This window comes from Sphingobium sp. GW456-12-10-14-TSB1 (assembly GCF_059424385.1).
Genome location: NZ_JBWKZI010000001.1, coordinates 118500 through 139426, shown reverse-complemented (window position 1 = coordinate 139426; position 20927 = coordinate 118500). Strand labels below are relative to the sequence as shown.

General features: G+C 63.0%; 18 protein-coding genes and 1 pseudogene. 10 read left to right on the top strand and 9 right to left on the bottom strand.

The annotated features are described in order from the left end of the window. The first annotated feature begins 2 nt into the window (after positions 1-2). Together AC07X9_RS00715 and AC07X9_RS00710 are read left to right on the top strand one after the other, a co-directional pair. On the top strand, positions 3-1490 hold the full coding sequence (locus AC07X9_RS00715; RefSeq protein WP_017181777.1) for an aldehyde dehydrogenase family protein: 1488 nt from the start codon (positions 3-5) through the stop codon (positions 1488-1490). A 10-nt stretch (positions 1491-1500) separates the two neighbouring features. Then, on the top strand, positions 1501-1719 hold the full coding sequence (locus AC07X9_RS00710; RefSeq protein WP_017181776.1) for a hypothetical protein: 219 nt from the start codon (positions 1501-1503) through the stop codon (positions 1717-1719). 2 nt (positions 1720-1721) lie between these two features. Here the strand turns inward: AC07X9_RS00710 and AC07X9_RS00705 are convergent, their stop codons facing one another. Further along, positions 1722-2954, bottom strand: a complete 1233-nt coding sequence (locus AC07X9_RS00705) for a LysR family transcriptional regulator (protein WP_017181775.1) — start codon at positions 2952-2954, stop codon at positions 1722-1724. A 203-nt stretch (positions 2955-3157) separates the two neighbouring features. Between AC07X9_RS00705 and AC07X9_RS00700 the strand changes: the two genes are divergently transcribed. The 3 genes and pseudogenes from AC07X9_RS00700 to AC07X9_RS00690 all read left to right on the top strand — a co-directional run. After that, on the top strand, positions 3158-4297 hold the full coding sequence (locus tag AC07X9_RS00700) for an acyl-CoA dehydrogenase family protein (RefSeq protein ID WP_017181774.1): 1140 nt from the start codon (positions 3158-3160) through the stop codon (positions 4295-4297). Between the two features lie 606 nt (positions 4298-4903). Further along, complete coding sequence (locus AC07X9_RS00695; protein WP_140159548.1) at positions 4904-5377, top strand: hypothetical protein; 474 nt, start codon at positions 4904-4906, stop codon at positions 5375-5377. A gap of 447 nt (positions 5378-5824) precedes the next feature. After that, positions 5825-6601, top strand: a pseudogene (locus AC07X9_RS00690) (IS110 family RNA-guided transposase); the annotation flags it as partial. Between the two features lie 364 nt (positions 6602-6965). Here AC07X9_RS00690 and AC07X9_RS00685 read toward each other — a convergent pair. The 5 genes from AC07X9_RS00685 to AC07X9_RS00665 all read right to left on the bottom strand — a co-directional run bounded on the left by AC07X9_RS00685 (position 6966) and on the right by AC07X9_RS00665 (position 12348). Continuing rightward, positions 6966-7364 (bottom strand): VOC family protein, encoded by a 399-nt coding sequence (locus AC07X9_RS00685; RefSeq protein WP_086485411.1) that lies wholly within the window; start codon positions 7362-7364, stop codon positions 6966-6968. A gap of 177 nt (positions 7365-7541) precedes the next feature. Further along, positions 7542-8270 carry an IS21-like element helper ATPase IstB gene (istB, locus tag AC07X9_RS00680; protein WP_031304487.1) on the bottom strand — a complete coding sequence of 243 codons (729 nt, stop codon included), beginning with the start codon at positions 8268-8270 and terminating at the stop codon, positions 7542-7544. Continuing rightward, positions 8257-9771: an IS21 family transposase gene (gene istA / locus AC07X9_RS00675; RefSeq protein ID WP_021238707.1), complete on the bottom strand. Its 1515-nt coding sequence runs from the start codon at positions 9769-9771 to the stop codon at positions 8257-8259. Before istA ends, istB begins: the two co-directional genes overlap by 14 nt. Before the next feature lie 585 nt (positions 9772-10356). Then, positions 10357-11544, bottom strand: coding sequence for a CaiB/BaiF CoA transferase family protein (locus tag AC07X9_RS00670; protein ID WP_017182734.1), 1188 nt, complete (start codon positions 11542-11544; stop codon positions 10357-10359). A gap of 69 nt (positions 11545-11613) precedes the next feature. Next, entirely contained in the window at positions 11614-12348 is a 735-nt protein-coding gene (locus AC07X9_RS00665) for a FadR/GntR family transcriptional regulator (RefSeq protein ID WP_017182735.1), read from the bottom strand. Between the two features lie 130 nt (positions 12349-12478). Between AC07X9_RS00665 and AC07X9_RS00660 the strand changes: the two genes are divergently transcribed. The 4 genes from AC07X9_RS00660 to AC07X9_RS00645 all read left to right on the top strand — a co-directional run bounded on the left by AC07X9_RS00660 (position 12479) and on the right by AC07X9_RS00645 (position 15863). Next, on the top strand, positions 12479-13228 hold the full coding sequence (locus AC07X9_RS00660; RefSeq protein WP_017182736.1) for an electron transfer flavoprotein subunit beta/FixA family protein: 750 nt from the start codon (positions 12479-12481) through the stop codon (positions 13226-13228). Further along, a complete protein-coding gene (locus tag AC07X9_RS00655) occupies positions 13225-14154 on the top strand; it encodes an electron transfer flavoprotein subunit alpha/FixB family protein (protein WP_017182737.1) in 930 nt (309 codons plus the stop codon). The genes AC07X9_RS00660 and AC07X9_RS00655 overlap by 4 nt, the downstream gene beginning before the upstream one ends. 385 nt (positions 14155-14539) lie before the next feature. Next, complete coding sequence (locus AC07X9_RS00650) at positions 14540-15214, top strand: glutathione S-transferase family protein (RefSeq protein ID WP_017182738.1); 675 nt, start codon at positions 14540-14542, stop codon at positions 15212-15214. Positions 15215-15218: 4 nt separating this feature from the next. Further along, a complete protein-coding gene (locus tag AC07X9_RS00645; RefSeq protein ID WP_017182739.1) occupies positions 15219-15863 on the top strand; it encodes a hypothetical protein in 645 nt (214 codons plus the stop codon). Positions 15864-15931: 68 nt separating this feature from the next. On the opposite strand, the gene ndk is transcribed toward AC07X9_RS00645, so the two are convergent. The 3 genes from ndk to AC07X9_RS00630 form a co-directional block, all read right to left on the bottom strand. Continuing rightward, positions 15932-16354 carry a nucleoside-diphosphate kinase gene (gene ndk / locus AC07X9_RS00640; protein WP_006953431.1) on the bottom strand — a complete coding sequence of 141 codons (423 nt, stop codon included), beginning with the start codon at positions 16352-16354 and terminating at the stop codon, positions 15932-15934. Positions 16355-16443: 89 nt separating this feature from the next. After that, the gene (locus tag AC07X9_RS00635) at positions 16444-16881 is read right to left on the bottom strand and encodes a DNA polymerase III subunit chi (RefSeq protein WP_017182740.1); all 438 of its coding nucleotides are present in this window, start codon (positions 16879-16881) and stop codon (positions 16444-16446) included. A gap of 147 nt (positions 16882-17028) precedes the next feature. After that, positions 17029-18474 carry a leucyl aminopeptidase gene (locus tag AC07X9_RS00630; RefSeq protein ID WP_017182741.1) on the bottom strand — a complete coding sequence of 482 codons (1446 nt, stop codon included), beginning with the start codon at positions 18472-18474 and terminating at the stop codon, positions 17029-17031. Between the two features lie 268 nt (positions 18475-18742). On the opposite strand from AC07X9_RS00630, the gene AC07X9_RS00625 reads away from it, so the two are divergent. Next, positions 18743-20923, top strand: coding sequence for an LPS-assembly protein LptD (locus AC07X9_RS00625; protein ID WP_420876372.1), 2181 nt, complete (start codon positions 18743-18745; stop codon positions 20921-20923). Positions 20924-20927 lie beyond the last annotated feature (4 nt).

Here is a 20927-nt window from a genome sequence, read left to right as displayed (position 1 = left end):
CCATGACCCAACTCATCATCCCCCCGCGCCCCGCCTTGCTCGACACCCCGCATCAGGACATGCTGATCGGCGGCCAGCGCGTCCCCGCTTTGTCGGGGCAGCGTTTCGAGACCCGCAACCCCGCCACCGGCGATCTGTTGGCTACCGTTGCGCAGGGCGGGGCGGAGGATGTCGACCGCGCGGTCAAATCGGCCCGCGCCGCGTTCGAGGGGCCATGGCGGCGCATGAAGCCGGTGGAGCGCCAGCGCATCATGCTGCGCCTCGCCGATCTGGTGGAGCAGCATTTCGAGGAACTGGCGATGCTCGACACGCTGGACCTTGGCGCACCCTATAGCCGCACGATCATGGGCAAAGCCCGCGCAGGCGCATTGCTGCGCTATTATGCGGGGCAGGCAACGCTGATCGCGGGCGACACGATCGACAATAGCGCGATGGGCGACGTCCTCTCCCATACGCTCAAGGAACCGATCGGCGTGGTCGCAGCAATCAACCCATGGAATGGCCCGATCGGCATGTCGGTGTGGAAGGCGGGGCCGGTACTCGCTACCGGCTGCACCCTCGTCATGAAGCCCGCTGAACAGACGCCCCTTTCCGCGCTGCGCTTTGGCGAACTATGCCTGGAAGCGGGCGTACCGGACGGCGTCATCAACATCGTCACGGGCCTTGGCGATGCAGGCGCGGCGCTCTCCAGCCACCCGGACGTCGACAAGATCGCCTTCACTGGCTCCACCGGCGTCGGTGAAAAAATCCTGCACGCCGCCGCCGGAACGATGAAGCGCGTAACGGTGGAACTGGGCGGCAAGTCGCCCAACATCGTCTTTGCCGACGCTGATCTCGACAAGGCCGTCCCTGCAGCCGCCATGGCCGTGTTCGCCAATGCCGGGCAGATTTGCAGCGCGGGCACGCGCCTGTTCGTGCAAAGCACAATCCACGACGAATTCATGGAGCGTCTGGCCGCCTTCACGAAGACGATCAAGGTCGGCGACCCCCTGGACCCGACCACCCAGATGGGGCCGGTCGTTTCCCTGCCCCAAATGGACAAGATCCTCGGCTTCATCGCCAGCGCCAACACGCAAGGCGCCCGCCCGCTGACCGGCGGCAATCGCATGAGCGGCGCGGGCTATGATGCAGGCTATTTCATCGAACCCACCATCTTCACCCATGTCGCCGACGACATGACGATCGCGCGGGAAGAGATTTTCGGCCCGGTGCTCTCCGCCTTCACATTCGAGCACGTAGAGGAGGTTCTAACCCGCGCCAACGCCACCGAATTTGGCCTGGGAGGCGGCGTATGGACCCGCGACCTGGCCACCGCGCACCGCATGGCGCGCGGCATCCGCGCCGGGTCCGTCTGGGTCAATTGCTACCAGATGCTCGACCCCGCCGTCCCCTTCGGCGGCTATCGCATGAGCGGCTTTGGCCGCGAGTCCGGCGCGCACCATATCGAGGATTATCTGGAAACGAAGGCGGTCTGGATCAACCTGGACTGAGGCGCGCATCGTGCAGCAGGACAACAGCAATGGCGTGCATCTGGAGGAGGAGATGATCCTCCAGATGCAAAGGCTGGTGACTGGCCGCACCGACGAAGCGCTTAACGCCCGCTTCGGCATCAGTTACAATACATGGCGCAAATTGCTCGCCGGACAGCCGATCCGCCCTTCGCTTGCTGATCGTCTGAAGGGCCGCATCGCCGCGCTTGAAGCCAGCAACCCGCGATAGCCTCACACCCAGCCCGATTCTCGCAAGTCCGGCGGCGCGCCCGCCACCCGCTCGCCCTTGGCCGCCTCGCCCAGCATTTCCAGAAAGCGCCGCTGCGTCGCGGTCGGGCGCCAGCTGCGCCGCGTCGTGATCCCCACTACGCGCTTGCTGTCCTCCAGCGGCGGACCGACCTGGGTCAGCAGCCCGCTGCGGATCTGCAACGCCACCTGATCGGGCGACAGCAGGGTCAGGAAATCCCCCTCCGTCAACAACCGCCCGATGATCATCACCGATCCGCACTCGACCGGCGTCGCTGGCACCTTGCCCGCCCCGAACAGCTTTTCCCATTGTTCGCGCAACGGCGAATTGGCGGGCGCGACGATCCAGGGATAGCTGGCCAGTTGCTCCATCGTCGGCTTGTCAACCTTGGCCAGCGGATGCTGGCTCCCCGCCGCAATCACCAGCCGATCCTCCGACAAGGGCAACTGATAAAGATCGGCAATCTCGAACGGCCGCAACGCGCCGACCACCATGTCGATCACCCCGTCGCGCAGCGGCTCCACCAGCTCGCGCCAGCTTCCCTCCAGCACCTTGAACGCCGCGCGCGGATCGCTCCGCGCCATCCGCGCCATGGCGGCGGGGACCAGATAAGGCCGCGCCAATGGCAGCGCCCCGAACGCGATCAGCTCGCTCCCGCTCCCGCTATCGCGCCCGATGTCCGCCAGCGCCGCGACGATCTCCGCCACCGCCAGCCTTGTCCCGCGCGCCAGCCTTTTCCCCGCCGGATTGAGCCACACCGCCCGCCCCCGCCGTTCGACCAGCTTCCCGCCGATCATCTGCTCCAGATCGCCGACCGCGCGATGCACCGCCGTCTGCGACAGAGTGCTACCATGCGCCGCCGCCGCGAAACTCCCTGCCTCCGCCAACGCCAGAAAGGCGCGCAACTGCGTCATCGTCATTAGCCGCTCAGGATAATGGAACACGCCCGACAAGCCCTTGGCCGCCTGCGACAGATGATCGAGCGCCGCGCGCGCCCGCTCGATCACGATCTCGCCCATGGGCGTTGGCACCATCCCGCCCGACCGACGCTCAAAAAAGGTGTAGCCGAACTGCCGCTCCAGCTTGGCCAGCCCCTGCGTCAGCGCCGGTTGCGACAGGCTGACCACATCGGCGGCGGCGGTAATGCTGCCATGTTCGCGGATCGCCAGCAGCGCGCGCAGGTGGCGCAGATTGAGGTCGAACGGATCGGTCGCCATGCCGCTTACTCTTGTTACCCTGCGCCCGCGCGCTGTGGCGTCATCGGGCGACCGCAGCCTTACCGGACAACTGCCCCAAAGGACAGCGGCCCCTTGCCCAAATCAGCCGAAATTCTAATGGACTGACCATTACTGTAATGGTAGGACCATTAGCGAGAGGCGCGCGCGGCCGCCCGACGGATTCGGATAAAAAGGAGGCACCCATGGACTTTGAACTGCCCGACGACATCAAGGAATTTTGCGACGTCACCCGCGCCATCGTGCGCGACCTGCTGCCTTATGAAACGGAATTTCAGGCCACCGGCAAAGTGCCGCCGATCGTGCGGCAAACGCTGGTCGATAATGGCTATTTCGGCCTGTCGCTGCCGGAAGAATATGGCGGCCTGGGCCTCGGCGCACTCGCGCAGGCGGCAGTGCAGATAGAACTCGCCCGCCTTCCCCCCCAATTCTGGACCGAATTGCGCCCGCTCATGGGTCCGGGCGCGCGCAACATCGTCTATCATGCCTCGGAAGCGCAAAAGCAGCAGTTGATCCCCGGCATGGTGTCAGGCGAAATCCCGATCGCCTTTGCCCTCACCGAACCCAATAGCGGCTCCGATCCGGGCTCGATGCGCACCACCGCCACCCGCAATGCCGACGGCTGGGTCATCAACGGCTCCAAAACCTATATTTCCAACGGCAAGAACGCCAAATATGTGATCGTCTATGCCTATACCGACAAGGCCGCCGGGCCACGCGGCGGCATTTCCGCCTTCCTAATGCCCGCCGACACGCCCGGCTTTGCCGTCACTGGCACGATCGAACTAATGGGCACCGCAACGCCGGGCGTCTATGAACTGACCTTCGACGAATGCCAATTGCCCGCCGACGCCCTGCTCGGCGAAGAAGGGCGCGGCTTCCACTATGCGCTCGAAGGCCTGAACGAGGGCCGCATGAATGTCGGCGCGACCGCCGTCGGCATGGGCGAATATGCGCTGGAACTGGCGATTGAGGAATCGAAACAGCGCCCCGCCTTTGGCGGCGTCATCTCCGATTTTCAGGCGATCCGCCACTATATCGCCACCATGGCGACGGACATGCGCGCTGCACGCCTGATCCTGCTCGACGCCTGCTGGCGCTACGACCAGGGTGAGAAAAAACGTGAGCTGGCGTCCATGGCCAAATTGTTCGCCACCGAAGCCGGCAGCCGCACGGTCGACACGGCAGTCCAGATTTTCGGTGGATCAGGCTATTGCCGGGGCTTTGCGATCGAGCGCCTGTACCGCGACATTCGGATTACGCGGATTTACGAGGGGTCGTCGGAGATTCAACGCAATACGATTGCGCGGGAGTTGTTGCGGTAAAGAGGGTGTGGGCGGGAGGGCTGTAGGGCGTCTCCCGCCTAATGGCTGGTATGCGCCACTTGTCGCCGTCCAGCGGCTCTTTTCTATTTCCTGGAAGCGGTCATTCGTTCAGGTTCAGGCGTTGGAAAAGCAGACGGTCGGCCGTCGACCACTTGCGGACATTCGCCTTTTGGATTGAACTGTCACCATGAGGACTGTCCCCACTGTGTTTGTCGCTTTTGCGATCGCCGCTTGTTCAAGCCCCTCGGATCAGCCTGAGGTCGCCGCAGTTCGGTATGCCGAAGACCATTTTGGTCGAAAATCTTTCGATCCAGATGGAAAAGGATACAATATCAACGTAATCGATTGTGGAAACCTGTGGTGCGTCAGCTTGCATCCTGCGTTTGATCCGAAAACTTTTTCTCTCCGTTACGCTGGTGGTGGGATTGAGATGGAACTACGCAAAAGTGACTCAAAGGTGGTTTCGGTTTCGCGAACCCAATGATCGCCTACTTCCTAGACGGACTTAGCGCCCGCTTCCCACCGGTCATGGGCGGCGCAGATATCCGAATCGCTGTGCCCTTCCGATGACCGGCCTGTCCGGTTTCGAGCGGGAAAGCTGACGGGGTGGAACCGACCATTTTTTGTCGTTGGTTTGGTGGATTGGGATCACCAATTGCGGACAAAACCTTACACTGCAATGGTGTGTTTTACGGCCTCAGGCTGCCGAACCCGTTTGCCTATCTTAGCGAGGTTTCAATGGTTAGATTGATCCTTATCATAGCATTTTGTATCACTCCACTCTTCGCCAGTGCAAGAGAAGCGAGCCCTGTGATCCGAATTAGCTTTGCGGAGGACTGGGTGAAAAAGCCCCCAGAAATAGTAAAGGGAAGCGGCAGTTGGCGGAATTTTGCCACCAATAACACAGGGGAGTCAGCGCTATCTGAAGCAATGCTGCGCTGCGGCCAAAAGCGGTTCCAGTGGGACGCAATAGGTTTCGGCCATGGCAATTCAATGCTTATCAATAATGAAGTTGGGGCGGTGGCGCGGATCAAATGTGCGGCTGCTCTAGTGCCTTTCTCTTTGGTCATCGAACGGTAAGCTGACGGGTAGCAGGCGGTTATAGTTGATCTTGAAAAGCCGAAAGCGGACCGTCCCCTCTCCACCCATCGTGGGCGTCCCCGATCTCAGGATCGATGCGTCCCGCTGATGACCGGCCTTTCCGGTTTTGGGCGGGAAAGCCGACTGGGCAGAAGCGACCAATAGCGGACCTGCCGCTTTGCATGTATTGATGTCCGTATGCAGCCTGAAGCAAACGACAAATCCCGCCTCTGTCTGAATTTCGCAGCCGATGGCCTAACAGCGTATTGTAATCGAGAAGCGCTGATCGACTTACGTAATCAGCTTGATTGGCTCATAGCATCGCCTCCAGAAGACAATTATCATTGCCATGTTCTGACGACGCTTGAGAATGACGCCAGTAGGTTCGACGGAATACGGCCCCGAAACGCTGGCGTCACTTTTTCCGAGGGTGTTGAGACCATGAAAGATGCGGACATCGAGGAGGCAATCTGCGAAGCGGTTACACGTCAGACGATGCGGTTCGTGCCCATCAAGTCGCGCGAGCAGCAGGCGGCATTGTCACTGCACCGCGTGCGCCAGCTGTTGATCAAACAGCGCACGCAGCTGGTCAACATGATGCGCAGCGTGCTTGCCGAGCTGGGCACCACCATCCCAGTAGGGATCGTGAAGGCACTGCAGATGGCGCGGGAGATCGTCGACGGGGAGTCCGAGCTCGACTTGCCGCCCGAAGCGGCGAACGTCGTCGCAATGCTGGCAGGACAACTGCTCCAGCTTCACGCTCAGTTGCGCAAGCTCGATCTGCGTCTCGCCGCTCTGCAGCGGAGCGACGACAGGGCAAGGCGCCTGGCGACGATCCCTGGTATCGGGCCGATCGGCGCGACCGCACTCGCCGCGTCGGTGACCGATCCAAGCCAGTTCTCGTCAGGGCGCCAATTCGCCGCCTGGCTAGGGCTGACCCCGCGACAGAGTTCGAGTGGCGGCAAGGAACGCTTGGGGCGCATTACCAAGATGGGCGACCGATATCTGCGGCAGCTCCTGGTTGTCGGCGCAACCGCGCTCGTCCGATACGCCAAGCAGAAACCCAGCACGGTCGATCCGCGCTTCGTCGCGTTGCTCGCCAGAAAGCCCGCGCGTGTCGCCTCGGTCGCCATCGCCAACAAGATGGCGCGGATCGCATGGGCAGTCATGGCGCGCGGCGGCGTCTTCGAAGGCGGGCATGCGCCGATGCTGGCTGCGGCATAGATTAAGAGCTTAGCTGAGGAGATCAGCTTCACGAGGTTGTGAGAGCGAAGGATGTGATGGCAAAACCGGTCGGACCGGGAACAAGGACAACCCAGGGAATGTCATAGGCGTAATAGCCTGCAAAGCCGATCGGACCTTGTTCGCGGACACCATCAGGGCCAGCAGTCTACACCGACTGCATCAACAGGCCGGACAGACGACTGCACCCGACGGAACGTCAGATCATCACTTTATGCTTGCAACGCGGGAGCCATCCACAGACGACATTCCGAAATCGGCCAAAATGGAACGGGAAGAGAGCGACCAGCTGCCCCACCAAATCATTGGCGGGCAGCTGAATCAGGCTAAACGATGCCAAGCAGCGTCATTTGGGGAAGTGGATGCCGCATAGCTTGTTTCCATCTGGATCGCGGAAGTACGCGAGTACGATCGTACCCATAGACGCTGTTTCGCGAGGACCGGGCGCTACCTCGATCGACATGCCACCATTGGCAACTGCAGCATCATGAAACTGCTTCACCTGCTCTGACGAATTACATGAAAAAGCAATGGTGCTGCCGTTCGCGACAGTTGCCGGTTCGTCATTGATCGGCTGGGTGACAATGAAATTGGCCCCATTCCCGCTGTTGTAGATCAGGCGCGTGTGGCCACTGTCGGCCACGTTGATCGTCGCCTCCCCAACTCCGAGGGTACCAAGCACCGTGTCGTAAAAGCGCTTCGCCCGGTCGATGTCGTTCGCCCCCACCATCGTGTGAAAAAGCATGTCAAACGGCGTTCAAAAGGGACCCCCGATCGGCGTCGAAGAGGGACCCCCTTTTCAGATAATATGATGCTGGTTTGTTGAAGATGGCCTTGCGCTGCGTGCGGCGGAGGGCGGGCGTAGCCCGACCGGAGGCGCGCGCAGCGCAAGATAGATTTTTGAAGGCGCCGAAGGTGGCTGTCAGCTGCGGTTTTTGAAGCGCCAGCTGTCGTTGCCCGTCTCGACGATATCGCAGTGGTGGGTGACGCGGTCGAGCAGCGCCGTGGTCATCTTGGGATCGCCGAACACGGTCGGCCATTCGCCGAAGGCGAGGTTCGTGGTGATGATGACGCTGGTCCGCTCATAAAGCTTGCTGATGAGGTGGAACAGCAACTGCCCTCCCGAGCGGGCGAACGGCAGATAACCGAGCTCGTCGAGAACGATCAGGTCGAGCCGCGACAGCTGCGCCGCCAGGGTCCCGCCTTTGCCGATCCGGGTCTCCTCTTCGAGGCGTGTCACCAGATCGACGGTGTTGAAGTAGCGGGCGCGAGCGCCCCTTCGCACGACATTGGCGGTGATCGCGATGGCGAGGTGGGTCTTGCCTGTCCCCGTGCCGCCGACCAGCACGATATTGCGGCGAGGCGGGAGGAAGGAGCCATCGTGAAGGGAGCGGATCATCTCCTCATTGATCGGTGTGCCCTCGAAGCTGAACCGCTCCAGGTCCTTCACCACGGGCAGCCTCGCAGCCGTCATCCGATAGCGGATGGAGGCTGCATCCCGGTGGGTCGCCTCAGCACGGAGCAGGTCGGTCAGTATCTCCATGGTGGTGCGCTTGCGCTGGAGGCCGGTGGTGACCGCCTCGTCGAACGCCGCCGCCATGCCCTTGAGTCCGAGGCCGCGCATCGTGTCGATCATATCATGCCGCTGCATCATAGCCTCGCAGCAGATCATAGCGGGCACAGTCGGCGAGCGGAGGATGCTGCAGCATCCGGTCTTCCGAAGTGACGATGCTGTGGGGTGTCGCCGGCTCGCGGCGCCGGGAGAGGATGTTGAGGATCAGCTCGTCGCTGGCCGTTCCGTTCGCCAACGCTTCGCGCACGGCAGCCTCTACCGGCTCCAGGCCATCGGTGAGCACCGCCGAGAGGACCCGCACGAACCTGCGATCGGCCTCGTCCCCGGTGCCGAGCCTTCGCCGTAATCGGTGCAGGGCGGGCGGCAGATCCCAGTCCTGGAACGGTGCGCCGTTACGCAGCGCGCCGGGCTTGTGCGCGAGGACCGGCAGATAATGCCAGGGATCGTATATCGTGCGGTTCCGACCGAAGTGGCGCTCATGCTCCCCGACGATCGCATCGCCGCAGCGTATGACGATGCGATCGGCATAGGAGCGCACCTGAACGGTCCGGCGTGCGGCCGTCGACATGACCGAGTAGCGGTTGCGATCGAAGCTGATGAGGCAGGTGCCGGTGACGGCATGCTCGCTCTCATGGAAGCCGTCGAACGGTGCCAGGATCGGCTGCAGGGCCGGTCGCTCCATATCCAGCGCCTCGGCGACGGTAATATCCCCGCGTTCGGGATGGGCATGATGCTCGGCCCAGCGCCGGCACTCGGCCTCCAGCCACCCGTTGAGCTCGGCCAGGCTGGCGAACCGGAGCCGCGGCTGGAAGAAGCGGCCTCGGATTGTCTGGACCTGCTGCTCGACCTGGCCCTTCTCCCATCCCGCCGCCGGCGAGCAGGCGGTCGGCTCGACCATGTAATGATCGGTCATGATCAGGAAGCGGCGGTTGAACACACGCTCCTTGCCGGTGAACACGGCCGTCACCGCCGTCTTCATATTATCGTAGATACCGCGTCGCGGCACACCGCCGAAGAACGCGAACGCCCGGGCATGGGCATCGAACAGCATCTCCTGGCCCTCGCGCGGATAGGCCCGGACATAGGGTGCGCGCGAGTCGCAGAGACGCATATGCGCCACCTTCACCCGCATCGGCTTGCCGGCGATCTCCACATCCTCGTGGCTCCAGTCGAACTGGTAGGCCTCACCCGGCTGGAAGGTCATCGGGATGAACGCCGGTGCGCCTTCGCCAGCATCCTTCCGCCGCGCAGCACGCCAGCGCGCCGCATAGCGGCGCACCGCATCATAGGATCCATCGAACCCCTCGCGCACCAGCAGGTCATGGATACGCGTCATCCGTAGCCGATCGCGGCGGCCGCGACCTTCGTTCTCCTCAAGCAGCGCATCGAGACGATCCTGATAAGGACCGATCCGCGGCAGCGGCTGGACTTTGCGCTGATAGTTGAACGCCGCCTCCGGCGACCGGATCGCTTTGCGGACGACCTTCCGCGACAAACGAAGGTCACGAGCGATCGCCTTGATCGCCTTACCCGCTGCATGCTCACGCCGAATCCGAACCACTGTCTCCACGATCAACATCCCGTTCTCGCCAACTGATCAAAACCAGTCGGCCGACTAAATCCCCGGGATGAAGGGGTCCTTTTTGCACGCCGATCACCCCACGAAGGGGGTGCCTATTGCACGCTGATCCTCAGAAAAAGCATGCATCTTCTCCTACTAGGGCTGCGCCATGATTGAACACTGCCCGCGCTCGGCCATAGCAGGATCAAACGCGCGGTCACGCTTGGATCGTTGGGCTGACGTTGGCATGCTTGAATCGATAGGGACAGAAGTCTTACCTTGGTCGATGGGCGACAGGCAGCCACTTCCGTTCATGATCGTGTCGCCTGCCCTAAGGGGGACCGGCGGCTATCCCTTCCTACCCGCCGGTAAGGCGACATTCCGAAATCGGCCATCCTCCCACTGTCCTACATCCCGACCTCATGCCATAATCCACCCAGGCTCTTTCCAACCGTCCGTCTCCACCCCGCGCGCCGTCCGCACAGGGACACGCATTAACTTCGCAAAAAATCTCCTATTGCGAAATTCACGCCACCATTCCGCATCCACGCAAATGCGTAGCCCACGACGGTGTGAACTTCGGACCTTTTACAAACGCGCGTGTCAGCCCAGATCGCCGCTGGCCCGCAACGCCGCGACAACCTCCGCGCTCAAGCCCAGCCCGGCCAGCACCGTCGCGCCATCCTCGCCCAGTCGCGCGACATAATCCCGTGCCTCGACCCGCGATCCGCTCATGCGGAAAGGCGGATTGGGCACTTTGAACGTACCCGCGCCGTCATGCACCTGTGCGAACGCGCCGCGCGCCGCGAGTTGCGGGTCGTCCAGCAACTCGCCAATCTCGCGATAGCGGGCGCATGGCACGCCATGGCGCGACAGGATCGCCTCGGCCTCCGCCGCGCTGCGCTCTATCGTCCACGCCTCGGTCAGCGCCAGCAACGTTGCCCAATTGGCATTGCGATCCGCATTGGTCAGGAAGCGCGGATCGTCGCGCCATTCGGGATGACCTACGGCGTCCGACAATTGCTCGAAATTGCGCGGACTGGTCGGCGCGACCATGATGAAACCGTCATTGGTCTTGAGCGGCGTATAGAGCGGCCGCCGCGCGTCGCCCGGAAATTGCGCCTCCTGCGTCTCGAACACGAGCATGCCGACCATCGCTTCCAGCATCGACAGGTCGATATGCTGCCCCTGCCCCGTCCGCTCCCGCTGATAGAGCGCGGCCTGGATCGCGCCGAACGCATGGGTGCCGCCCAGCACGTCAGCGATGAAAATGCCGCTGGTCGCGGGCCGATCCGCCCCGTCCTGATAGCGCAGGTTCACCATGTCGAAACCGCTGGCCGCATGGATGACCGGCGCATAGGCCGGGAACAGCGCCTTCGGCCCGGTCTGGCCATAGCCGGAGATGGAGCAATAGATGAGCCGCGGATTGATCGCCGCCAGCGTCGCAAAGTCGAGGCCGAAGCGCGCCATGACGCCGGGCCGGAAGTTCTCCACCAGCACGTCGCAGGTGGCGACGAGCTGTTTCATGAGCGCGATGATCTCGGGCGATTTGAGGTTGCAGGCGATCGACTGCTTGCCCGCGTTCAGATTGCCGAAATAGGCGCTATGCCCGTCTCGCTTGGGCGGCCGCGCACGGACCTGATCGCCCTCAAGCGACTCCACCTTGATGACCTCCGCGCCAAGGTCTGCGAGCATCCGGGTGGCGAAAGGCCCGGCCATGACGCTGGTGAAATCCAGTACCCGCACGCCGTCCAGCGCGCCCGCCATCACAATCTTGCCATCATCCGCCATGCCGCACCTACCTATGGATCCATATATTTAATGGTCCTACCTATTGCATGGCAAAGATGGCGCGGTCAATCAGCCCTTGGCGGCGGCCTTGCTGTTCTTGCGGACATGGCGATGCACCCGTTCCAGATGCTTGCGCATTTCCGCAACGGCCGCTTCCTCATCCTTCGCCCGCAAATGCCGCACCAGCTTGAACCGAGATTCGATCAATGACTGCTGCAACGTCTCATAGTCCGGCCCCCGCACAAATTCGTGCAGGATCGCCGATAGCGAATCGACGAAGATGCCAAAGATGCGGTTCTTGGTCGCGCGGGCCAGCACCGCATAATATTCCACCGCACAGGCATAGCGCGCCTCCACGCTGGTTTCCCGCTTCGTCCGTTCGGCAATCGCCTCCAGTTCCGCCAGGTCGGTTTCCGTGGCGCGCGCGCACGCCAGACGGACGATGATGTCCTGCAACGCCAGCCGCGCCTCGGTCAGTTCGCCCAGCGAAATATCACCCAGATGGACATAATCCTGCATCGCCTGCACGATCCGGTCCGGCTCGGCCGTCTGCACGAACGCCCCTCCCTTCGCGCCCTTCACATTGCGGATGATTCCCGCGACCTCCAGGCTGCGTAGCGCTTCCCGCAACGCGCTGCGACTGACCTGAAACTCAACCGCCAATTCCCGTTCGGCAGGCAGCTTGTCCCCCGCCTTGAGCGTCCCCGCCGCCAATTGCTCCCGTATCTGTTCACAGATCACCTCGAACGCGCGGCGCGTCTTGATGGGAGCGAAACTGGGCTTGGGGGACGGGGACGATGCCATAGAGTGCGCTCCGATAGAGATGCGCAAATCTATAGCCGACGCCGAGAAAGGCGCAATGGCCGGACCGAACGGGATTGACAGACGCCTATCATCCCTTATTGGTCGGACCATTGACAAGATGGAGCAAGCCATGAAGATCCTTGTGCCCGTGAAGCGGGTCATTGATTATAATGTGAAGCCGCGCGTGAAGGCGGACGGCACGGGCGTCGATCTGGCGAACGTCAAGATGAGCATGAACCCGTTTGACGAGATCGCGGTCGAAGAAGCCATCCGCCTGAAGGAAAAGGGCGTGGCGACCGAGGTGATCGCCGTGTCGATCGGCGTCGCCAAGGCGCAGGAAACGCTGCGGACGAGCCTTGCGATGGGCGCGGACCGGGCGATCCTGATCCAGACCGATGAAGAGGTCGAGCCGCTGGCCGTCGCGAAGCTGCTCGCCAAGGTACAGGAAGAGGAAGGCGCTGGCCTGATCATCCTGGGCAAGCAGGCGATCGATGATGACAGCAACCAGACCGGCCAGATGCTGGCGGCGCTGCTGAACCTGCCGCAGGGCACGTTCGCGTCGAAGGTCGAGGTCGAGGGCAACAGTGTGTCGGTGACGCGCGAAGTCGATGGCGGGCTGGAGACGGTGAAGCTGTCGACGCCGGCGATCATCACCACTGACCTGCGTCTCAACGAGCCGCGCTATGCGTCGCTGCCCAACATCATGAAGGCGAAATCCAAGCCGCTCGCGCAGAAGACGCCTGCCGATTATGGCGTAGATATCGGCGCACGGCTGGAGACGCTCAAGGTGGTCGAACCGCCCAAGCGCACCGCCGGCGTCAAGGTCGCCGATGTCGATGAACTGGTTGCCAAGCTCAAGGCCATGGGAGTTGCCGCATGAAGACGCTTGTCTGGGTTGAACATGAGGGCGGCGCGGTCAAGGACGCGACGCTTTCGGCCATCACCGCCGCTGCGAAGCTGGGCGAAGTGCATCTGCTGGTTGCTGGCGAAGGCGTCGATGGCGTTGCCGCTGCCGCCGCGCAGATTGCGGGCGTGGGCAAGGTGCATGTCGCTGACGACGCCGTCTATGGTCATGCGCTTGCCGAGAATATCGCGCCGCTGGTCGTGGAACTGATGGGGCATCATGATGCTTTCATCGCGCCCGCCACCAGCAACGGCAAGAATATCGCGCCGCGCGTTGCGGCTCTGCTCGACGTGATGCAGATCAGCGATATCCTGTCGGTCGAAGGCGAGGACACGTTCACGCGGCCGATCTATGCGGGCAATGCGATCGCCACGGTCAAGAGCAAGGATGCCAAGAAGGTCATCACCGTTCGCGGCACCGCGTTCGAGAAGGCGGCTCGTGAGGGTGGTTCGGGCACGGTGGAAGCGGTGGCCTCGACTGGGGACAAGGGGCTGTCGTCCTTTGTCGGGGCGGAGATCGCCAAGCTTGAGCGGCCGGAACTGACCAGCGCCAAGATCATCGTGTCGGGTGGTCGGGCGCTCAAGGATGGGCCGACGTTCGAGGAAGTCATCTATCCGCTGGCCGACAAGCTGGGCGCTGCGGTCGGAGCCAGCCGGGCGGCGGTCGATGCGGGCTATGTGCCCAACGACTATCAGGTCGGGCAGACCGGCAAGATCGTAGCGCCGGAAGTCTATGTTGCGGTCGGCATTTCCGGGGCGATCCAGCATCTTGCCGGAATGAAGGACAGCAAGACCATCATCGCCATCAACAAGGATGAGGATGCACCGATCTTCCAGATGGCGGACATCGGCCTCGTGGGTGATCTGTTCAAGATCGTGCCGGAATTGACCGATAAGCTGTAAGCGCGACGCCATCGCATAGGAAAGGGCGCGGGATAAAGATGCCGCGTCCTTTTTACGTCTGTCGTCGGCTGCATTGTCGCAAAGAAGATGATCTGTCGCGCGACGATGAGCGGCGGGCATTCACTGCTACCTCGCTCCATTCATGGTCCGTTCCCTTGTGCCTAGCTTTGCGGTAAGTAATTGGGAACCCAATGTGATTCCCGATTCCAGCAAGAACGAACTGGGGCCTTTCTGGGGGCCTTATTAACCATCTTATTTTCATTACATATTTGAAAATAAAAACAGAAACATCGTGGATTGGATTCCGGCTCGGCTCCAAAATCCTGTTTCGTCGCCGCTGTCCCGCCCCTCGACTTCTGCGCGCCGCTCCGGCTAAAGCGGGGGCATGATGAAGCTGTTTATCGGGAACAAAGCCTATTCGAGCTGGTCGCTGCGCGGCTGGCTGGCGTGCAAGCTGTCCGGCCTGCCCTTTGAAGAGGCGGTCGTCCCCCTCTATGACGAAGCGTGGGAAAAGCGGCGCGAAGGCGACGAATTCGCCCCCTCCTCCGGCAAGGTGCCGATCCTGTGGGACGGCGATGATATTGTCGTGTGGGACAGCCTGGCGATTGTCGAATATCTCAATGAAAAAACCGGGAACGAGAAATTCTGGCCCACCGATCCCGCCGCGCGCGCCATGGCCCGGTCGATGGCGGCCGAAATGCACTCCAGCTTCGCCGCGCTCCGCCGCGAGCATAGCATGAACATCCGTCAGATTTATGATGCGGTGCCGCCGTCCGAAGCGGTCAAGCAGGATCTGGCGCGACTGATGCAGCTCTGGGCGCAGGCCCGCGCCCGCCATGGCGGCGAAGGCGACTTCCTGTTCGGCCCGTTCGGGGCGACCGACGTCATGTTCGCGCCGGTGGTCACGCGCCTCATCACCTATCAACTGCCCGTGGCCCGCTTTGCCGAAGCCTATATGCACGCCATCATCGCCCACCCCTGGATGCAGGAGTGGATTGGCGGCGCACAGGCCGAAGATTGGGTCATCGACCGGTTCGAGGTGCCGCCGCAGGTGGCCTGAAACGATGAGCGACGCACCCGACACGCCTCAGGAAGCCCGTGCACAGGAAGCTGCCGCGATCCGTCGCCGCTGGATCAGCCTGGGTGAAATGCTGGCGGTCTTGGCGGTGGGTATTTCCGCGCTGACCCTTTATCTCAACTGGTCGGACAAGCGCGACGCGCGCGCGGACAAGGCCAGCGAAAGCCGTCAGGCTTCGGCCCGCGCTGCCAAGCTGGTGCTGGAGGCCAAGGCGGACGGGGACGACCGGCTGGTGCTGAAGCCTGCCGCGCCCGACCAGATCGTGCAGAGCCAGACGCTCATCTTCCCTGCTGCGCTGGGCGTTGCGCCGGTATCCACGACAGGCGAACCGCGGATCGAGGCCGACTGGTTCGATAACGCGCTCAAAAAGGCCAGGGCGAAGGCCAAGCTGCCCGACAACAGCGTGGGCGATGAAAAGCTGCCGGTCGTCATCACCACGCGCTTCGTCGTCAATGGCGAAGCGCGGGAGGATAGCGCGATCTATGACATCGGCTATGGCATAGCGGGCCGCTGGCTATCGGGGCATGACGTGACGTTGCGCGGCCTCTCTCTGGTGACGCGCAATGTCGGCAAGGCGCCTGTGGCCGCAATCGACACCCGCTGGTCCACGCTGGTGGCGGCCCGCAAATAGCAGAGCCATGAAAAAGCCCGGCCCTTCACCGAAGGACCGGGCTTTTTCAGACCGATGGGATCGCGGCGTTAGCCGACGATTTCTTCCGGCTTGAAGAAGAAGGCGATTTCGGTCGCGGCATTTTCTTCGCTGTCCGAACCATGGACCGAATTGGCTTCGATCGATTCGGCCAGTTCCTTGCGGATCGTGCCAGCGTCGGCATTGGCCGGGTTGGTCGCGCCCATGATGTCGCGGTTGCGCTGCACGGCGTTTTCGCCTTCCAGCACCTGCACGACGACCGGGCCGGAAATCATGAAGGCGACGAGGTCAGCGAAGAAGGGGCGTTCCTTGTGGACGCCGTAAAAGCCTTCGGCCTGTTCGCGGCTCATGCGGATGCGCTTCGATGCGACGACGCGCAGACCGGCTTCCTCCAGCATCTTGGTGACAGCGCCGGTCAGGTTGCGACGGGTCGCGTCGGGCTTGATGATCGAAAAAGTGCGCGTGACGGCCATGGCCCTCGATACTCCGAATGGTTGGAAATGCTGCGCGCGCCTTTAGACGGGGCCGGGCCGGGCCGCAAGGGGCTTCGCCTAAGCCCCGGCTATGCCATTTGCAGCCACTTGCGTCCGTCCTGCTTGAAATAGCGGGATTCGATCCCGTCGCGCTTGGCCAATGCCCGCCAGCTCGCCCGCGCCGCCTCGATCGTGCTGTCGTCGAAGAAGTGGAAAACCCGGTCGAAATCGAGCGCCTGTTCGCGCCACAACCCATCGGCCAGCGCGACATGACGCGCGCCATTGGCGGCATCGCAGGACGCGCCGAGCAGGATCGGCTGATGCCCCTCCCCCGCTTCGCCCGCATGGCCATGCGCCAGGAAACTGTCGGGCGGGCCATTCCACAGCCCGGCGGAAATCCGCTCCAGCCAGTCCGGCTCCTGCGCCACTACCAGCAGGCGCGCACCCATCGCCAGGATGCGCGCGGCGATAGCCGGCAGCACCTGATCGACGGGATCACGGCTCAACTGATAGAAATCGACCTGCATGGCCTTAAAATCCTAACTCCGTTCGCCCTGAGCTTGTCGAAGCCTGTCCTGAGCGCCTGCCTTGGCAGGCAGTCGAAGGGGGGCGTTCTTCTTTTCGAAGAAGGACAAGGCTTCGACAGGCTCAGCCCGAACGGGCGTGGGGGCATCTTACCGTTCGAACTTGTCCGCGACAAACTGGTCGAGCAGCCGCACGCCATAGCCGGTCGCGCCCTTGTCGAACGTCGCACCGGGCTTGTCGGACCAGACCATGCCTGCAATGTCGAGATGCGCCCATTTGACGCCATCGTCGATGAACCGCTTGATGAACTGCGCGGCGGTGATCGACCCGGCATAGCGGCCACCGATATTCTTCATATCGGCGATCGGGCTGTCGATCAGCTTGTTGTAAGCGTCGGACAGCGGGAAGCGCCAAAGCGGTTCGCCAGCCGTCTTGCCCGCCGCGGTCAGATCGTCCGACAGGCCGTCATCGTTGGAGAAAAGCCCGGCATATTGATCGCCCAGCGATACCAGGATCGCGCCCGTCAGCGTCGCCAGATCAACCACCGTATCGGGCTTGTAGTTTTTCTGCGCCCAGGTCAGCGCGTCGCACAGCACCAGCCGCCCTTCGGCGTCGGTGTTGATCACCTCGATCGTCTGACCCGACATGGATGTCACAATGTCGCCGGGGCGCTGCGCATTGCCGTCGGGCATATTTTCGACCAGCCCGCAAATGCCCACGACATGCGCCTTGGCCTTGCGCCCGGCCAGCGCCTTGATCGCGCCGGCGACGGCGCCCGCGCCGCCCATGTCCCACTTCATATCTTCCATACCAGCGGCGGGCTTGATGGATATGCCGCCCGTGTCGAACGTCACGCCCTTGCCGACGAGCACCAGCGGCGTTTCCACCGCGCCGTCAGTGCCGTCCCATTCCAGCGCCAGCAACCGCGCGTCGCGCGCCGAACCCTGCGCCACGCCCAGCAGCGCGCCCATGCCCAATGCCTCCATGGCCGGGCGGTCCAGCACGCTGATCTTCACGCCCAGTTCGGCCAGATGCTGGCAACGCTCGACGAAGCTTTCGGGATAGATGATATTGGCCGGTTCCGACACGAGTTCGCGGGTCAGCGCGACACCCGCCGCGACGGCGGCATGCCGCTCCCACGCCGCGCCAGCGTCGGCCGACACGATCGTCACCGTCGTCAGCGTCGGCTTGGCCTTTTCCGGCTGGCGGGTGCGATATGTGTCGATCCGCCAGCCGCGCAGCAGCGCGCCCAGCGCCAGCCGCGCCGCGCCAGCGCCACTCGCGCCGCCGACAAATTCGACCGCTGCATGGGTCGCCCCGCTGGTCAGCAGGCGGGCGGTCAATGCGCCACCGGCGCGCTCCAGGTCCGCGTCATTCCCCGTCCCCGTGCCCAGCAGCACGATGCGCAGCACCTTGCCGCCCTCGTCCGCAAAACTCTCGAACGTCGTGCCCACTTCCCCGGTAAAGCGCGCAGCCGCAGCGCCCGCCACCAGCGTCGCGGATGCGGCGACCGGCAGGCGGTCGGGCGTGCCCTTGGGCATGGCCAGGACCAGAGTGTCGGCATCGGGACGGGTCGGGCTGATCGCGATATCCATCAAGGGACCTTTTCTGCATGGGGCTGTAAGACGTAATCTTTGCCAAATAGTGCGGCTTGCCCCGTCTGGCAAAGGCGTTCGACCGATTTTGCCCGAAAAGAGCGCAGCAGGGCGATTGCGGCGCGCGCCAAGCAATGCGATAGGCAGGCGCTGATACCGCCCCTTGATGAGGCCCGACCTTTTGGCTATCCTCCCTGCATCCCTTACATTGCGTCCTGCCCTGCTGGTCGGTTGCGCCCTGACGTCCCTCGCCATCGCCAGCCCGGCCATGGCGCAGCAGTTGAACGAACCGCAGGCGCCGATCAGCGCGCCGGACGCGCCGGTACCGGCCAGCGACGACCAGATCGGCTTTTCCGCCGACGCGCTGGAATATGACAGCAATAGCGACATCGTCACGGCCAGCGGCGCGGTCCAGTTGCTGCGCGACGGCAATCGCCTGCGCGCCGACAAGGTCGTGTGGAATCGCAACAGCGGCAAGGTGGAAGCGATCGGCAACGTTTCCGTGACTGATCCCGACGGCAATATCGCCTATGGCGACCGCTTCGACGTGACCGATACGCTCAAGGACGGCCTGGTCGACAACATCTTGCTGGTGCTACAGTCGGGCGGTCGCCTGGCGGCGGCCACCGGCACGCGCACCAACGGCCTCTACACGCTCAATCGCGCCGCCTATACTGGCTGCGCGGTGGAGGACAGCAAGGGCTGCCCCAAGGAACCGACATGGCAGATCAACGCGGTCAAGGTCGTCTATGACCCGACCCGCCAGAGGGTCACCTATACCAACGCCAATATCGAACTGTTCGGCCTGCCGCTCATTCCGCTGCCCGGCCTGTCCCATCCCGTCGGCGAAGGCGGCGGCAGCGGCCTGATGGTGCCCAATCTGCGCTATGACCGGAACAATGGTTTTGAAGTCGCGCTGCCCTATTATTTCAAGCTCGCGCCCAATCGCGACCTGACGGTCACGCCGCATGTCTATACCGACAGCCTGCCGATGCTCGAAACGACCTTCCGCCATCTCTATGATCGCGGCGCGTATCAGATCACCGGCTATGCGACGTATGGCAGCCGCGTCGCGACCGGCGACAGCAGCGTGGGCACCCCGCCCGCAGCGTCGCAAAAGGATTTCCGCGGCTATCTCGACGCCAGCGGCGCCCTGCAACTGACGCCGGAATGGAGCGTCGACGGATCGATTCGCGTCGCCAGCGACCGCACCTTCCTGCGCCGCTACGACATCAACCGCGACGACCGGCTGCGCTCGACCATCGGCGCGCAGCGAATCGGCCAGAACAGCTATTTCTCCTTGCGCGGCTGGGCGGTGCAGACCCTGCGCGCGGGCGATTCGCAGGGGCAGACGCCGATCGCGCTGCCGGTCATGGACTATCGCCTGCGCCTGAAAGACCCGCTGCTGGGCGGCGTGCTGCAATTGCAGGCCAATACGCTGGCGATCACGCGCACCCATGGTCAGGATACGCAGCGCGCCTTCTCGGCGGCCGAATGGAACCTGCGCACCCTGACCGGCATGGGTCAGGAAGTGACCTTCACCGGCTATCTGCGCGGCGACGTCTATCACAGCAGCGACAATGACCTGACGCCGACCGCCAGCTATGCGGGCGATCCGGGCTGGCAGGCGCGCGGCATCGCCGCTGCCGCGGTGGACATGCGCTGGCCGTTCATGGGCGAGGCGTTCGGCGGCGTGCAGCGGATTACCCCGCGCATCCAGATCGTCGCGGCGCCCAAACTCGCCAATCTGCGGCTACCCAATGAAGATGCCCGCGCCGTCGATCTGGAGGACAGCAACCTCTTCGCCCTCAATCGCTTCGCAGGCTATGACCGGTTCGAGGATTCGACCCGCATCACCTATGGGCTGGAATATAGCCTGTCCCTGCCCGACTTCTCGCTCCAGAGCATCGTCGGGCAAAGCTATCGGCTCAACAGCCGCACCAGCATCCTGCCCGACGGCACCGGCCTGTCGGACCGCACGTCCGACATCGTTGGCCGCACCACGATCCGCTACAAGGATTTCATCAGCTTCACCCACCGTTTCCGGCTGGACAAGGATCATCTGTCCGTCCGGCGCAACGAACTGGACGCGACCGTGGGCAGCAGGGATACCTACGCCATGGTCGGCTATCTGCGGCTCAACCGCAATGCGCTGGCGGGGCTGGAGGATTTGCAGGACCGCGAAGAATTGCGGCTGGGCGGGCGCGTTCAGTTCGCCCGCTTCTGGTCGGTGTTCGGCTCGACCGTGATCGACCTGACCGATGCAAAGGAAGATCCGCTCAGCATGGCCGATGGTTATGAGCCGGTCCGCCATCGCCTTGGCATCGCCTATGAGGATGATTGCCTCACCCTCGGCATCACCTGGCGGCGCGATTATCAGGCCAATGGTGACGCGCGAAAGGGCAATGCTTTCCAGCTTCGGCTAGCTTTCCGCAATATTGGCATATAAGGAT